Origin of the sequence: Onishia taeanensis (assembly GCF_003268885.1) — a bacterium.
GTDB lineage: Bacteria > Pseudomonadota > Gammaproteobacteria > Pseudomonadales > Halomonadaceae > Onishia > Onishia taeanensis_A.
Map to the genome: position 1 here is coordinate 202,400 of NZ_QLSX01000001.1, position 14,016 is coordinate 216,415.

Sequence of the window (14,016 nt, forward strand, 5' to 3'; positions counted from 1 at the left end):
GATGGCTCGTTACCCCACCTCCCGTCATCCCATATCGAGACCCGACTATGCACTACCAGGATCACCTGCGCGTCGGCGCCGCCCAGATCAACGCCACCTTAGGCGATGTCGATGCCAACCTCGAGCGCCATCTGGAAATGATTGCCAAGGCCCGCCACGCCGGGCTGGAACTGCTGATCTTTCCCGAACTCTCGCTGACCGGCTACGGCATGGGTAACCAGGTAATCGAACTGGCTTGCCCGGCCCAGGACCCGCGACTAGCCGGCCTCGCCCAGGAAGCCGGCGAGATGCAGGTTGTGGTCGGCTTCGTCGAGGAAGCGAGCCCCGGCGAGTACTACAACGCCCTGGCGATTCTTCAGCATGGCGCACTTCAGGCCGTGCACCGCAAGCTCAACCTGCCAACCTACGGTGGCCTGGAGGAAGGTAAGCTCTTCACTCACGGCAGCGAGCTTAACCACGTGGACGTCCGTCCGGGCTGGTCCGCGACCTCGCTGATCTGCGCCGACCTGTGGAACCCGGGGCTGGTGCATGCCGCCCTGCTGGCAAGGCCCACGGTAATGTGCGCGCCGATCAACTCGGCCTCGGGCATCGTCAGCGATGACTTCTCCAACGAGCAGAACTGGGCCATCAACCTGCACTTCTACGCCATGACCTATGGCACGCCGGTGATCATGGCCAATCGCTTCGGCCCCGAGGGCGGGAGTCACTTCTGGGGCGGATCACGCATTCTCGGTCCACGTGGCGAAACCCTGGCGCTGGCCGAAGATCGAGAGATGCTGATCGAGGCCCGGCTGTCACGCACCGCCATTGCCAAAGCGCGCTTCGAGCTGCCCACTCACCGCGACGCCGACACCCCGCTGGTCCGCGAGCTGATGGCCGGCTATCGCTGACGTCGAGGGAGAACCGCCAGCTCAGCGCCAGTGAACCGGATAACGCCGGTGACGCGCCAGGTTGTTGACCAGAATCGCCACCCCCAACATCAGGGCGCAGCCAATGCCCACCGGCAACAGCGGATACCACCACCCCAGCGCATGTACCTCAGGCCCGCCGATGACGGCGATCAGCGCCGCGGCGGCACCGGGGGGATGCACGGTGTGGGTCAGCTGCATGACCAGAATGGCCAGCGACACCGACAGCGCCACGGCCACCGCAGTAGCCCCAAGCAGCTGGAAGCAGCCCACCCCCAGCATGGCTGAGAGCATGCTGCCGATGAGCACATTGCGGGGCTGTGCCAGGGGGCTTGCCGGAACGGCATAGATCAGCACCGACGTCGCACCAAAGGACCCCACGATCAGCAGCTGGCTGCTCAGCCAGTGCGCACTCAGCCAGCTGATGGCCAGCATGCCGGCGAAGGCGCCAAACCAGGACCAGAGCGCATCCCGCCAGCAGGCTCGGGGGCGTTGAATAGGCTCACCACGCATTTTCGAGAGATAGGATTTCACTGACTCATACTTCCTGCACTCAAAGGGTGCGAGAGTCTCGCAAAGTGCACCAGGAAAGTGAAGTTCGCCTTATCTATATGACTATATCCTGACCCACCAGCACCAGGGGAGCCCAGCCTGGGGAGAGATGTAAGGGGTCACCTAAGGGGCGATGTCCGTCGCCACGGCTACTGGCGGTCTCCCCCTCGCAATCGCATACAGAAAAGGCATGAAAATCATCGTTATCTCCCCGTATACTGAGCATGCATCGCGTGTCGCTAGATCGTTCCCAAGACTTGGATGTCTCGGATCATCAAGAAGAAGCCAAATGCCAATTCAGCAATAAGGATCATTCCATGATGAAGAAACTCGCTCGCGTCATTAGCCCGCTGTTGATTGCCTTCCTGGTACTGGGCAGCCTGCCCGCAGTGGCGTCGGTGCCGGCCACACAGGCCAACGACCTGGTCTCGACGCAGGATGCCCTCAGCGCTTCGCAAGTGGCCTCCGATCGGGAACGCATCAACGAGCTGCTAGCCCGCGAGGACGTTCAGCAGCAACTACTGCTGCAAGGCGTTCAGCCGGCAGAAGTGAAGGCCCGCGTGGCAGCGCTGTCCGACGAGGAAGTGTCCCAGATGGCGAACCAGCTCGACGAAATGCCGGCCGGTGCCAGCGTGGTTGGCGCCCTGTTCGCGGTGTTCGTGATCCTGCTGGTCACCGACATCCTGGGTCTGACCAATGTCTACCCGTTCGTGCGTTGATCGTATGACACGCCCATCTATTTGGCACCTGCCGAACGCCCGCACTGCGGGCGTTCTGCTTTGTGTGCTAAGCCTTCTGCTACTGGCCGGCTGTGCCAGCACGCCGCGCATCTCAAACCCCGAGCGGCTCGGCATTCCTCTAAAGGCAAGCATCGCGGATGTGCCCTTCTTCGGCCAGCGCGACTACCAGTGCGGCCCTGCCGCTCTTGCCATGGTGCTCAACGATAGCGGCGTGGAGATAGGCGTCGATGCCCTGATCCCGCAGCTGTTCCTGCCCAACCGTCAGGGCAGCGTGCAGCCAGAAATGCTCGCCACGGTGCGCCGCCAGGGGCGCATTCCTTTCGTGCTCGACAATGACATCGAATCGCTGCTCAAGACGCTGGCCGCCGGCCAACCGGTGGTGGTCATGCAGAATCTGTCGCTGCCGATCGCCCCGCTCTGGCATTACGCTGTAGCCATCGGCTATGACCTACCCGAGGAAACGATCCGGCTGCACACCGGCTTCAAGCCCAGTCAGGACATGGCGCTCTCCACCTTTGATGCCACCTGGGCCCGCAGCGACCGCTGGGCGATGGTCGCCCTGCCGCCCGGCGAGATTCCTGCCGGCATCTCCGCCGCGGCGGCACTCAGCGCCATCAGTGATGCCGAACGGGTGCAGAGCGCGGTTGAACTACGACCCAGTTGGGAGGCGCTTGTCGAACGCTGGCCGGGGCTCGCCATGGGCTGGTTTGGGCTCGGCAATGCGCGCTACTCAAGCGGCGACCGAGCCGGCGCCGCCGATGCCTTCCGGTTTGCCACCCTGCATGACCCGGAGCTTGCCGCAGCATGGCTCAACCTGGGGCTGACGCTCCATGGCCTCGGTCAGGAGCAGGAAGCCCGCACGGCCCTCGAGCAGGCCGCCCGGCTACCGGGCAAATGGCAGGACACGGCCAACGCCAAACTCGCTGCACTCTTCCCGAAGAAGGCCCCTTGACCATGTGGCAACAGAACGAGATTCGCCTCGCCCCGCGCTCGCGGGGCTTTCACCTGATCACACGCGACATCGAAGGAGGCCTCGAGGGCCTGTCCGCCATCAACATTGGCCTGGTGCATCTTCAGCTCATGCACACGTCGGCCTCGCTGACGCTGAACGAGAATGCCGACCCTGACGTGCGCCACGATATGGACGCCTTCCTGCGCCATATCGCACCTGGCGATATGGCCTTCTTTCGACACACCATGGAAGGGCCGGACGACATGCCCGGCCATATCGGCGCCAGCCTGTTCGGCACGCAGCTGACGCTTGCGGTGAGAAACGGCCGCCTGGCGCTTGGCACCTGGCAGGGGGTGTGGCTCGGCGAGCATCGTGACCATGGCGGCTCACGGCGGATTCTCGCCACCCTCAACGGGGAGTGAGCGCTTTCAGCTGCGCCCTGACCTATGGGTACCATCGCGAGAACGTCTCGCGCCACGTGATGCAACGCTGTGCATCACGTTCCTCGTAGCGACGAAGAGCGGTGGGAAGATCCAGCATTGAGGCGCTCTCCCGATCCTCACTCTCCCGATCTTCCCCCAAGGCGGTTAATCGCAGGGTGTACCAGGCCGTGACGCCCCCCGGAGGCGCAGACGCGAATTGCGGAAACTCAGGATCACCGCCCCCCTTGCTCAACCAGGTCTTGGCGAGCCGAGGGTCGAGGATAAAGGCGCGCGCCAGCCCGACCACATCGACCGCGCCACTGGCCACTGCCGCGAGGGCCTGTTCGCGCCTTTTGAAGCCTCCCGTCACCATCAAAGGCACACGGGTGAGTGCTCTTGCGCGCCTGGCAAAGTCGACGAAGTATGGCCCGCGTAGGGATGAGTCGGAATTTTCCCTCGCGCCGGGAAAATAGGTGCCGCCACTGATATCAATCAGATCAATCGAGGTTTGATCGAGCATGCGCACTACCTCGAGGGCCTCAGCTTCCGTCAAGCCGCCTTTCAGCTGGTCCGTGGAGTTGATCCTGATCCCGACCGGAAACGCAGGCCCCACTGCGTGTCTGACGGCGTCTATGATGTCGAGCACGATGCGGCACCTTGCCTCGATGGAACCGCCGTAACCGTCGTCCCTGTGGTTAAACAAGGGGCACAGGAATTGACTGAGCAGGAAGCCGTGTCCGGCATGGATATGCACGCCGCTAAAGCCCGCCTCCTTGGCCTGCAATGCCGTGCTTGCATACATGCCGGGTAGCGCCTTTATCTCTTCAACCGACATACCGCCACATTGAAGGCCTTCGATGTCAAGGGCGGAGGGCCCCTTCGGCTGACTGATCGGCGCGTGCGCAAGGGCGCCAGCATGACCGAGCTGCGCCCATAGATGAGAGCCCTCGCTCATGCCTCGGCGAGTGAGTGACCGCAACGCCTGGTGATCGGAATGCGGCCCTAGCACCAGGTTGCCCGGTTTCTCAGCAAAGCGAGGGTCACCCTGCACTTCACCAATAAAAGAAACGGCCGCATCGCCTTCCGCCCACCTTTCATAAAGCCGCATCTGTGCCTCGGTGGGGTCACCCCCGCCGTTGCCGAGCGAATCCGACATGGCTGACTTGGCAATGCGGTTTTTGAAAAGCGCACCGCAAGGCAGCTCCAGCGAGCTTCGAAGGACATCAATGGCATTCGAGTGTTCAATCATGACGACAACTTGGTTAGCTAAATGGAGGACACCGCGGAGAGGTCTTGTACCCCTAGAGGGTACACATCATGCCGTGAGCCTTTCATATTCTCGTCGTGATGGATAGCGAGGCTCTCGCCATCCGGGTCGCTGCCAGGGCTGTCTTGAGGCCTCTCTTAGAAACTCTCTTAGAAACTCTCTTAGAAACTCTCTTAGAAACTCTCTTAGGAACTCTCTAAGGGGCTTTCTTCGGGGCTCTTTTCAGGGTGTCTTAAGTATTATTTGCCGGCTTCTATGATCGCCATGTATCAGGTGTCTCGCTGGGTGTCAGCCAGCACCTCACCCAGCGCCTTACCAAGGATAGGCGCCATGGCCACGGCGTTGCTCGGGTGGGCGATGCAGTCGGTGCTCCATACCTCGTTGACGCCGGCCTGGCGAATCACCTCTAGCGCATCGCCGGCAAACAGCGCATGCGTCACCGCCACATCGACCGAGTCGGCCCCCGCGGCCAGCACCGCCTCGATGGCACGGGCCAGGGTGTGGCCGGAACTGGCGATATCGTCCATCAGCACCACTTCCCGCCCGCACAGATCGAGATCCGGCAGCGCGATCTCGACCCGAGTGTCGCCGTGGCGCACCTTGTGGCACACCCCGTGATCGAGCCCCGTGGCAGCGGCAGCCATCTCGATCCACTGGCTCGATTCGGCATCCGGCCCCAGCAGCAGCGGGTTACTGCGTTTCTTCTGGATCAGATCCGCGAGCGTAGGCGCCCCTGAGAGCGTCAGCGCCTGAATTCGCGGCATCACCTCTTCGAGGCGCGAAATGCGATGCAGGTGAGGGTCGACGGTGATCAGCGCATCATAAAGCTCGTCGAGAAAGCCCCCGACCAGCGGCTGGCTGACGATTTCACCGGGATGGAAGGCGATATCCTGACGCATGTAGGCGAGATACGGCGCCACCAGCACCAGCCGCTTCACACCCAGCCGTCGGGCGTGGCGGGCCACCAGCAGCAGTTCCACCAGCTTGTCATTGGGCCGGTCGAGGCTTCTGTACACCACCAGCGTTCGCGGCAGGGCATCTGCCAGCGGCGGCACCAGGGTCAGCATCAGTTCCTGATCGGGAAAGTCATGGCGCTTGATGACGCTCGCCTTGAGCCCGGCCGCTTCGGCCAAGCGCAGCGCCGGCGCCGCTTCATCCTCGAAATAGGCAAGCCGGGTATCCATCAGAACTCCACATTCAGCCGGGTGATCTCATCCGCAAAGCCGATGCTGAAGGCGTTATCGCGCTCGCAGGACTGGCGTGCGAAGGCCATCTCGGCGTGATACGCGGCGTACACACGGTAGAGCGGCTGGCCGACCTCTACGGTATCACCGATGCGCGTCAGCAAATCGACCCCCGCCCCGGCGGGCTTCGGGGCCCCGGCCATACGCGCGATGCGCGCCAGCTTCAGGTTGTCGATGCCCGTCACCACGCCGGCTTTCGTGGCCATCACTTCAAAACTGTGGGGCGCCAGCGGCGGATTCTCCAGGTCGAACGGCATCTCACCCTGGGCACAAATAATCGCCTGCATCTTTTCCAGCGCTCGGCCGGAATCGAGGATATCCCGGGCGATGCCGAAGCCGTCGCCGCCACGCACGTCGGGGTCGAACTCGAGCATGCGTCCCGCCAGGCGCAGGGCCTTCTGCCTCAGGTCATTGGGCGCGTCGGGATGATGCGTTAGCACCCGCATCACATCGCGAGCTTCCAACACCGGGCCAATCCCCCGCCCGATCGGCTGGCTGCCGTCGGTGATCACCACATCGAGGACCAGCCCCATGCGCCCGGCCACGAACTCGAACAGCTTGCGCAAGCGCCGCGCCTCGGACATGGTGCGCACCTTGGCGTGGGGCCCCACCGGCAGGTCGAGCAGCAGGTGCGTCGACCCGGCAGCCACCTTCTTCGACAGGATCGAGGCTACCATCTGCCCCGCTGAATCCAGGTACAGCGGCCGCTCGACGGCGATCAGTACGTCATCGGCCGGTGACAGCTCGCTGGTGCCGCCCCAGGCCAGGCAGCCGCGGTGGGTACGCACTATCTCTTCCAGCGTATGAAAGGGCAGATCCACCTTGGCCAGCACCTCCATGGTATCGGCGGTGCCCGAAGGCGAGGTGATGGCGCGGGACGACGTCTTGGGGCACAAAAGGCCATGGGCCGCGACGATCGGCACCACCAGCATCGAGGTGCGATTGCCGGGAATGCCGCCGATACAGTGCTTGTCGACCACCGGGTGCTCGTGCCAGTCCAGCCGCCGCCCGACCTGACACATGGCATCGCTCAGGTAGAAGACTTCTTCTCGATCTAGCTCGCCCTGGCTGCAGGCGACGAGGAAGGCGGTCAGCTCGATCTTGGAGTAACGCAGCTCGGCGATATCGCGAATGATGTTCTTGAAATCCTGGCGGGACAGGCGCTCACCGGCAATCTTGCGGTGCAGGGCCGGTATCGAGGCAGGCGGCTCGGCCTGAGAGATGCTGACCGGGTGCCCTTCCGCTTCGCCAAGCGCCTTGAAGGCATCCTCGGAGAGCCCGAGCTGATGACAGGCGACGATGGCCGGATCATCAACCACGTTGAGGCTCGCCAGGATACGATGGCCGTTTGTGCGCACCTCGACCTTTGAGAGCGCCTGGAAGCCCTCGGCGCGATAATGCCCGCAATCACGATGCAGATAGGCCACGTTCTCGCGGTAGGTGTCGATGCCGACACGGCGAAGCAGCAACGGGGTTAGGGTTTCGTCATCAAGGTGCTGCGCACCTTGGACGCTATCACGCCCGGCTTCTGCGCCGGGACTGGTGCTGGGGATGCCGGGCCTGTTGGGCGTGCCGGGACCACTGTTCTGCGTCATCGATGCCCTCCGGTCAGGGCCAGGCAGCCGACCTGAATGGCCCGTTCTCCCTCTGTGACGGGAAATGTAGCTGAGACTGTACCTGAGTGACTGAACCTGAGATTGTGCCTGTGACTGGGAACGTACCTGGGAATATGACTGTGCTTGGGAATGCAACTGTGACCGATTTAAGCCTAGCAGTGCTGGTCGCTCGACGGCGCATCTGTCGTCGGTTCAGCTCTGATCTCCGCGACCATCTCACCGTTGCTCAGCCCTACCTCGTGAAACCCCAGGCTCTCGTAAAAGTCACTGGCCACTTCATTGCCCGGCACATAGCAAACCGTGATGCGCTCCGCGCCCTCCTGCTCAAGGAGCGCATCCAGCGTCAGGCGCATGCCCTTGCGACCGATGCCGCAGTGCTGAAAATCGCTGCCCACCATCAGACGATAGATATTGAATTCCCGCGGCTTGCCTTCATAGGCAAGCGACTCATACATGATAAAGCCCACCGGCTCATCACCGACGCAGATCGCCCGCGCCACGCTATGTTCGCTGAACAGTGATTCGGCAATGGAATAGGCATTATCCGCCACGAATCGACGCTGCTCGTCCGACACGTTCAGGCGTGCCACCTGATCCCAGTTATGCTTCGTGATGGGTTCCAGAAAGACCTTCATCGCAACCATCCTTTTCGCCATGCCCTCAGGGCTGACGGTTCATGAAGCATGAGACGCCGTATCGGGTTTGATCGTATTTCATGCAAGTGCTGATGCTACCCCTCACTATAGATCAGTGAGCGGAAAGGCTCGTGATGAGATCGCCGGCGTTGAGAAGGGCCTAGGTGGGATGGCCTTAGGCGGGATAGCCCTAGATGAGATGGCCCTGAGTGGGAAAGCCAGAGAAGAAATGGCAGGTAATAGAAAGCCCCGTGGAGAAACGCCAAGCGCTCGATACAGCCAACACCAGTCGGCTGAGACACCCATCACAGGGGTGTCACCTCACGCGCATATTTCATCTACTGTATCGAAAAGGGTGACTTCCTGGCGTTTCCACTGCCGCTTGGTCTTGATCCGGGAAAAGGACAGACACCGCTGATAGAGCGTAAATTTCCAGTCAGGCTTGCGGCTACCGAACCCGTCCACCAGCACTAGGCTCGCGTCACTTTCGCCATCACCGGGGCGGACCATGAGGTTATCGGTATTCAAATCCGAGACCACAACAGCGTACTTGGTCGCCCATTTCTTCAGCTCAGCCAGCATTCGGACGAGCTGGTCGCGACTCACCTGTTCCTTGTGCAGGGCCTCACGCAGGGTCAGCGCTGACCCTCCGCAGTCTTCCTGGACGCGTTCCATGGCGAGCCCCGCGCCCTGGTGGGTATTCACCCAGCCATAGCAATCGACAATGTGCGTCAGCGGTACTTGCCGCTTTTTAAGGTGATTGAGGTAGAACCATTCAACGATGCTCTGCTCTTGGCACTCCTCCCAGCGATCCTGGTGGCGCGCCACCTTGATGCATTGGCCGGCATCACCAGGATGAACGAAACAGTCACGCTTGTTTCCGCGGCCAATACGCAGGCTGTCATCGAGTCTTAGCGCCGCCTGATCAGAGACCTCTGGAATAAAATACTTCAAAACCTTTCCTTGTTGCCTGCGCGGAACCGCAATCCGGCGGTCATTCACCATTCAATGCCCATCTTCACCCTACGGCGTTCTTGCACCTTAACGAACGAGTGACATCATTAGCAGAACGGCACATAAAAAGATGACAATAATATTTAGCCCGCTAAAAAAGTCAACGCGAAGTACTCGCTGCGTTCAGCCAGAGTGAGCCCGTCAACCGCCTGAACACCCCACGGCGGGAGCCGATTCGGCAGGAGCGCATTTGGCTGAGAGGTGCTGGCGGGCTAAGGTGTGGCGATATTTACGCGATGAGGCACCCCATGAGCTCACCTCGCATCACCATCGATGTATTCAGCGACTATGTCTGCCCCTTCTGCTATCTGGAGGAGCCCGAGCTGGAAGCGCTAAAGGCCCGCTTCGGTGAGGCAATCGACATTCGCTGGCGGGCCTTCGAGCTGCGCCCCGAGCCCGCACCGACGCTGGAGCCGGACGGCGACTATCTGCACGATATCTGGGGACGCGCCGTTTACCCCATGGCCGAAGAACGCGGCATGACGCTACGCTTGCCGCGTATCCAGCCTCGCTCTCGGCTGGCCCATGAGGCGACCGCCTGGGCCAGAGACGTCGATGCCCAGAGCACCGACGAGAAGACCGCTACCGTCGAAGATATCGATGCCGCCGACACCCTGCGCTCGGCACTGTTTCGTGGCTTTTTCGAAGACAGCCTGGACCTGGCGGACCCGACGGCACTGGTGGCAGTGGCAAATGACCTCGGTCTGGATGGCGAGTCGCTCGAGAAAGCGCTGGATGAAAGGCGCTATCGCGAGCAGGTACTGGCTGACCAGCAGGCCGCTCAGGAGCTGGGTATTCAAGGCGTGCCAGGACTACGTTTCTCGCTTAACGGCGAGCATGCCGGCATCCTCGAAGGCGCCCAGCCGCGACGCCAGCTGCTGCTGGCCGTGGAGCGACTGCTAGACCTGATGGACTAACCCACCCCATGCCAGCCCGATGAGAGAGCGCATGCCCGACGGCCCGATCACAGTCTTCGGCGGCACCGGCTTTTTGGGCCGGGCTATCGTGCGTGAGCTGCTGGAAGCCGGCCACAGCGTGCGCATCGCCGCCCGCTCACCTCGCCTGCCCGAGGGCATCGATGATGGTGACCCCATCAGCCTTTGCAGCGCTGACATTCAGGATGAGGCCAGCGTCGCCAAGGTGCTGGCCGGCGCCGGCGGCGTCGTCAATGCGGTAAGCCTGTATGTGGAATCGCGCCGACTGACGTTTGACGCCATCCACGTCGAGGCGGCCGGCCGACTGGCCAGACTCGCCCGCGAGGCCGGCATCAGCCGGCTGGTGCATGTCTCCGGAATCGGCGTCGACGAACATTCGACGTCGCGGTATATAAGCGCCCGCGCCCGGGGCGAAGCGGCCGTGCTCAAGGCATTCCCCAAGGCCACGCTGCTGCGCCCCAGCGTGCTGTTTGGGCCCGATGACGCCTTCCTGTCAGCGTTGGAAAAGCTCACCCGCTTGCCAGTGATCCCCCTGTTTGGCCAGGGCGAGGCGCAGCTACAGCCCGTCCATGTGCGGGATGTCGCCCGCGCGGTAGGAAAAATGCTGGGACCGCGTCCGCCGGCCTGGCGGCTCTTCGAGCTGGGCGGCGAAGACGCAATGCGCTATCGCGATATCATCATGCTAGTGATGGCCCACTTACGCCGTGATCACCCGCTGGTGCCCATTCCCATGCCGGTATGGCGCTTCCTGGCCACCCTGCTCTCGCCCCTGCCAAGCCCCCTGCTGACTCACGACCAGTTGTCGCTGCTGGCGCTGGACAACATCGTCGGCCGTCATGTCGGCACCTTCAGCGACCTGGGCATCATTCCCCGCTCACTACGCGAGAGCCTGCCCAGTTGTTTGATCACCGACTGAATACAGGACTTAACACAGGACTTAACACAGGACTTAACACAGGACGAAACTATCCTTCACCGAGCTGAGACCGTTGTCCTCCTCGAGTTTGCTACGCTGTAGGCATGGCTCGTCACCGCATTTATGCATCCACGGATCAGGAGGGTGAATCGCCATGTCGCTTACATCATCAAAGATGATCCAACTGGGCAGACCCATGCCGGCCTTCGACCTTCGGGATGCCCACGGCAAATCGTTCAGCAGTAAGCAGTTCCTTGGCAGTCCCTTGCTGGTGGCCTTTATCTGCAATCACTGCCCGTTCGTTAAGCACATCGCCTATGCATTTTCCGATTTTTCTCAGGAGTATCACGATCACGGGCTGGAGATCGTTGCCATCAACAGCAACGACTTCACGAGACACCCCGATGACAGCCCGGAGCAGATGATCGAAGAGGAACGCCGGCGCGGCTACACCTTTCCTTACCTGATTGACGAGACGCAGAGGGTCGCCAGCGACTTTGATGCCGCCTGCACGCCGGACTTCTTCCTGTTTGACCGCCACCACCTGCTGGCTTACCACGGCCAATTCGATTCCAGCCGCCCCAGCAAGGACCTGCCGGTAACCGGCAAAGACTTACGAGCCGCCGCCGATTTGGTGCTCTCGGGCGATGCCCCGGACCCGGACCAGATGCCGTCGAGCGGCTGCAACATCAAGTGGAAATAGCCGAGTTAAATAGAAGTTGGCCCGGCGCTGAATACGAATGGTGACGCCACCGCCGTTCGACGATGGCGCTGCAGAGTGGCGTTCGGTCATGCGCTGTCCTTCGCGGTACTTCGCAGTGTGGAAGAGGGGGAAGCCTCTCTCGCTACAGCTTCCAGGGCAGCGGCGGCGGCGTAAGGGGCGCGCCGTCGTAATCGGGAATGCTGCCGAAGCGCTGGCTGCCGGCTTCCCAGTCCTGCTGCGCCTCCGCGATCTCGGCCTTGCTGTGGCCGACGAAGTTCCACCAGATGAGGATCTCCTCGTCCAGCGGCTCGCCGCCGACCAGAATGACCCGGCCACCCGCTGGGAGTGACAGGGTGACGGCCTCTCGCCCGCGGCCCAGATAGGCCATCTCGTTGGTCGGAAAGGTTTCGCCTTCGATGTCCAGTTCGCCTTCGAGGGGTAACACGCCGTACTCGAAGTCTGCCCGCAGCGAAAGCCTCAAGGTGCTGGCCTCTCGGCTGACCAGATCCAACCCCACCAGCGGCGAGAACGCCAGCGTCGGCGCCCGCCGGCCGGCGAACTCACCGGTCAGCAACGTGAAAGCGACGCCCTGCTCTTCCCAGGACGGCAGGTCGGGATAATGATCGAAGCGCGGGTCGGTGCGGCGATCCGCTTCAGGCAGCGCGATCCACAGCTGGGCGGCATGCAGCTGAGTCTCGCCGGGGACCGACTCTTCGGTGTGGCTGATGCCACGCCCCGCGGTCATCAGGTTGACCTGGCCGGGGCGAATCACCTGCTGGTTGCCCTGGCTGTCGCGGTGCAGGATTTCGCCCTCGATCATCCAGGTGAACGTCTGCAGGCCGATGTGCGGATGGGGGCCAACCCGCAACCCACGGGAGTCGCCCTTGAAGACGCTCGGCCCGGCATGATCGAGGAAGCACCAGGCCCCCACCAGCCGGCGCTGCCGCGAAGGCAGCACACGATTGACGGGAATTCCCCCAACATCGGCGGTACGAGGCGTAACGTGCTGAATCTGGTGCTTGCCCTCGACGACCGGGCAGTCGCGGGACGACCCCAGGTCGCGATCTTCAACGAGAGTGCTCATGGATGTACCTTCCGAATGTCATGAATGGAGACTCGGCCTTACGTGGGCGCTAGCCCACGGCGATCAGCCCTGACTCCGCTGAGTGTAGCTCTGCATCCGTTTGGCGTAGGCGGGCAGATAAGGGAGCCGGCTGATATCCACTCGCCTTACCGCTGAGGGTCGTCGCTTAGTCATCGCTTACTGGCAATAGCCCAGGTGCGGCGCCTGGCACCAGCATGCCACCAAAACAAAAACGCCCGCCCCGGCAAACCGGGTCGGGCGTGATTTAAAGCCAGTCGCGTCATTCAGAACGAAAGGCTAAACGGGGCAGTTTTCTGAACGGTGCTTCTGGAAGCTCTTTTGAAAGCTCCTCTCAACGGTCATGCTGCGGCCTCGTCGGGGCGGCCAGAGATAACCACCTCGGATCATCTCTGGCCATCACCGTTCGACAAGGGCATCAAGGCTCAAGAGCACAACTCAAGATTCAGTCGCGGCGATAGATGCCGACCAGGCGGTTCATGCCAAGAATATGCGGCTCAAGCTTGGTCAGCAGCTCGGGCTGCGTCAGGCCCTCGGGCAGATCGGTTTGCGCATCCAGCGCCAGCACCCAGAAGTAGTACAGGTGGTCACCATGGCCTTCCGGCGGCATCGGGCCGCTGTAGCCGTTCTTGCCGGTATCGTTGACGCCACTGGTACCCACGGTTGTGGCCTCATCAAGCGACATGGTGTCGGCCGGCAGGTTGTAGAGCAGCCAGTGCACGAAGCCGTAGCTGCCATTCTGTACCAGCGGCGCATCCGGGTCATGGCAGATCACCGCGAAGCCCTTGGTGCCTTCGGGAGCGTCCGTCCAGTTGAGGGCCGGCGAGACGTTCTCTCCTTCCCCGGTGTGTTTGGCGGGAATTGCCCCGTGGGCAGAGAACGCGGAACTGGTGAGCTGCATGCTCGAGGGTGCAAAAGCCATGAGGGGAAGCTCCTTGGAGTGGATGTCGTTGGAAACGAAGTCAGGCGTCTTCGCGCATGCGACGGCGCTACATCAGGTAATGATGGTA

At 62.0% G+C, this 14,016-nt stretch carries 15 protein-coding genes; 7 read left to right on the plus strand and 8 right to left on the minus strand.

The window, feature by feature from the left end:
* The first annotated feature begins 47 nt into the window (after positions 1 to 47).
* The gene (locus BCL93_RS00960; RefSeq protein ID WP_112053242.1) at positions 48 to 890 is read left to right on the plus strand and encodes a nitrilase-related carbon-nitrogen hydrolase; all 843 of its coding nucleotides are present in this window, start codon (positions 48 to 50) and stop codon (positions 888 to 890) included.
* Positions 891 to 911: 21 nt separating this feature from the next.
* Here the strand turns inward: BCL93_RS00960 and BCL93_RS00965 are convergent, their stop codons facing one another.
* The gene (locus BCL93_RS00965; RefSeq protein ID WP_112053243.1) at positions 912 to 1,442 is read right to left on the minus strand and encodes an HPP family protein; all 531 of its coding nucleotides are present in this window, start codon (positions 1,440 to 1,442) and stop codon (positions 912 to 914) included.
* Positions 1,443 to 1,780: 338 nt separating this feature from the next.
* On the opposite strand from BCL93_RS00965, the gene BCL93_RS00970 reads away from it, so the two are divergent.
* The 3 genes from BCL93_RS00970 (at position 1,781) to BCL93_RS00980 (ending at position 3,574) form a co-directional block, all read left to right on the plus strand.
* A complete protein-coding gene (locus BCL93_RS00970; protein ID WP_112053586.1) occupies positions 1,781 to 2,179 on the plus strand; it encodes a PA2779 family protein in 399 nt (132 codons plus the stop codon).
* Between the two features lie 64 nt (positions 2,180 to 2,243).
* Positions 2,244 to 3,152 (plus strand): PA2778 family cysteine peptidase, encoded by a 909-nt coding sequence (locus BCL93_RS00975; RefSeq protein WP_258395868.1) that lies wholly within the window; start codon positions 2,244 to 2,246, stop codon positions 3,150 to 3,152.
* Between the two features lie 2 nt (positions 3,153 to 3,154).
* The gene (locus BCL93_RS00980; protein WP_112053245.1) at positions 3,155 to 3,574 is read left to right on the plus strand and encodes a secondary thiamine-phosphate synthase enzyme YjbQ; all 420 of its coding nucleotides are present in this window, start codon (positions 3,155 to 3,157) and stop codon (positions 3,572 to 3,574) included.
* 22 nt (positions 3,575 to 3,596) lie between these two features.
* On the opposite strand, the gene BCL93_RS00985 is transcribed toward BCL93_RS00980, so the two are convergent.
* The 5 genes from BCL93_RS00985 to BCL93_RS01005 form a co-directional block, all read right to left on the minus strand.
* Positions 3,597 to 4,823 carry an NADH:flavin oxidoreductase/NADH oxidase family protein gene (locus BCL93_RS00985; RefSeq protein ID WP_112053246.1) on the minus strand — a complete coding sequence of 409 codons (1,227 nt, stop codon included), beginning with the start codon at positions 4,821 to 4,823 and terminating at the stop codon, positions 3,597 to 3,599.
* A 287-nt stretch (positions 4,824 to 5,110) separates the two neighbouring features.
* Positions 5,111 to 6,025, minus strand: a complete 915-nt coding sequence (locus tag BCL93_RS00990; RefSeq protein ID WP_112053247.1) for a ribose-phosphate diphosphokinase — start codon at positions 6,023 to 6,025, stop codon at positions 5,111 to 5,113.
* Complete coding sequence (locus BCL93_RS00995; RefSeq protein ID WP_112053248.1) at positions 6,025 to 7,680, minus strand: thymidine phosphorylase family protein; 1,656 nt, start codon at positions 7,678 to 7,680, stop codon at positions 6,025 to 6,027. Before BCL93_RS00995 ends, BCL93_RS00990 begins: the two co-directional genes overlap by 1 nt.
* Positions 7,681 to 7,853: 173 nt before the next feature.
* Positions 7,854 to 8,336: a GNAT family N-acetyltransferase gene (locus BCL93_RS01000; RefSeq protein ID WP_181463001.1), complete on the minus strand. Its 483-nt coding sequence runs from the start codon at positions 8,334 to 8,336 to the stop codon at positions 7,854 to 7,856.
* A 321-nt stretch (positions 8,337 to 8,657) separates the two neighbouring features.
* Entirely contained in the window at positions 8,658 to 9,341 is a 684-nt protein-coding gene (locus tag BCL93_RS01005) for a YrbL family protein (RefSeq protein WP_112053250.1), read from the minus strand.
* A 257-nt stretch (positions 9,342 to 9,598) separates the two neighbouring features.
* Here BCL93_RS01005 and BCL93_RS01010 point away from each other — a divergent pair, with 257 nt between their 5' ends.
* The 3 genes from BCL93_RS01010 (at position 9,599) to BCL93_RS01020 (ending at position 11,904) form a co-directional block, all read left to right on the plus strand.
* On the plus strand, positions 9,599 to 10,267 hold the full coding sequence (locus tag BCL93_RS01010) for a DsbA family oxidoreductase (protein ID WP_112053251.1): 669 nt from the start codon (positions 9,599 to 9,601) through the stop codon (positions 10,265 to 10,267).
* A gap of 31 nt (positions 10,268 to 10,298) precedes the next feature.
* Positions 10,299 to 11,201 carry a complex I NDUFA9 subunit family protein gene (locus BCL93_RS01015; protein WP_112053252.1) on the plus strand — a complete coding sequence of 301 codons (903 nt, stop codon included), beginning with the start codon at positions 10,299 to 10,301 and terminating at the stop codon, positions 11,199 to 11,201.
* 196 nt (positions 11,202 to 11,397) lie between these two features.
* Positions 11,398 to 11,904 (plus strand): thioredoxin family protein, encoded by a 507-nt coding sequence (locus tag BCL93_RS01020; RefSeq protein WP_258395869.1) that lies wholly within the window; start codon positions 11,398 to 11,400, stop codon positions 11,902 to 11,904.
* A 142-nt stretch (positions 11,905 to 12,046) separates the two neighbouring features.
* Here the strand turns inward: BCL93_RS01020 and BCL93_RS01025 are convergent, their stop codons facing one another.
* Both BCL93_RS01025 and BCL93_RS01030 read right to left on the minus strand, forming a co-directional pair.
* Positions 12,047 to 12,988, minus strand: a complete 942-nt coding sequence (locus tag BCL93_RS01025; RefSeq protein WP_112053254.1) for a pirin family protein — start codon at positions 12,986 to 12,988, stop codon at positions 12,047 to 12,049.
* A gap of 463 nt (positions 12,989 to 13,451) precedes the next feature.
* A complete protein-coding gene (locus tag BCL93_RS01030) occupies positions 13,452 to 13,928 on the minus strand; it encodes a YbhB/YbcL family Raf kinase inhibitor-like protein (RefSeq protein WP_112053255.1) in 477 nt (158 codons plus the stop codon).
* Positions 13,929 to 14,016: the final 88 nt, after the last annotated feature.

Coding starts and splice junctions, on each gene's coding strand:
- BCL93_RS00960 (WP_112053242.1), top strand. CDS start 48: ATGCACTACCAGGATCACCTGCGCGTCGGCGCCGCCCAGATCAACGCC.
- BCL93_RS01020 (WP_258395869.1), top strand. CDS start 11,398: ATGCCGGCCTTCGACCTTCGGGATGCCCACGGCAAATCGTTCAGCAGT.
- BCL93_RS01025 (WP_112053254.1), bottom strand. CDS start 12,988: ATGAGCACTCTCGTTGAAGATCGCGACCTGGGGTCGTCCCGCGACTGC.
- BCL93_RS01000 (WP_181463001.1), bottom strand. CDS start 8,336: ATGAAGGTCTTTCTGGAACCCATCACGAAGCATAACTGGGATCAGGTG.
- BCL93_RS01005 (WP_112053250.1), bottom strand. CDS start 9,341: ATGGTGAATGACCGCCGGATTGCGGTTCCGCGCAGGCAACAAGGAAAG.
- BCL93_RS01015 (WP_112053252.1), top strand. CDS start 10,299: ATGCCCGACGGCCCGATCACAGTCTTCGGCGGCACCGGCTTTTTGGGC.
- BCL93_RS00970 (WP_112053586.1), top strand. CDS start 1,781: ATGAAGAAACTCGCTCGCGTCATTAGCCCGCTGTTGATTGCCTTCCTG.
- BCL93_RS01010 (WP_112053251.1), top strand. CDS start 9,599: ATGAGCTCACCTCGCATCACCATCGATGTATTCAGCGACTATGTCTGC.
- BCL93_RS00995 (WP_112053248.1), bottom strand. CDS start 7,680: ATGACGCAGAACAGTGGTCCCGGCACGCCCAACAGGCCCGGCATCCCC.
- BCL93_RS00985 (WP_112053246.1), bottom strand. CDS start 4,823: ATGATTGAACACTCGAATGCCATTGATGTCCTTCGAAGCTCGCTGGAG.
- BCL93_RS00990 (WP_112053247.1), bottom strand. CDS start 6,025: ATGGATACCCGGCTTGCCTATTTCGAGGATGAAGCGGCGCCGGCGCTG.
- BCL93_RS01030 (WP_112053255.1), bottom strand. CDS start 13,928: ATGGCTTTTGCACCCTCGAGCATGCAGCTCACCAGTTCCGCGTTCTCT.
- BCL93_RS00980 (WP_112053245.1), top strand. CDS start 3,155: ATGTGGCAACAGAACGAGATTCGCCTCGCCCCGCGCTCGCGGGGCTTT.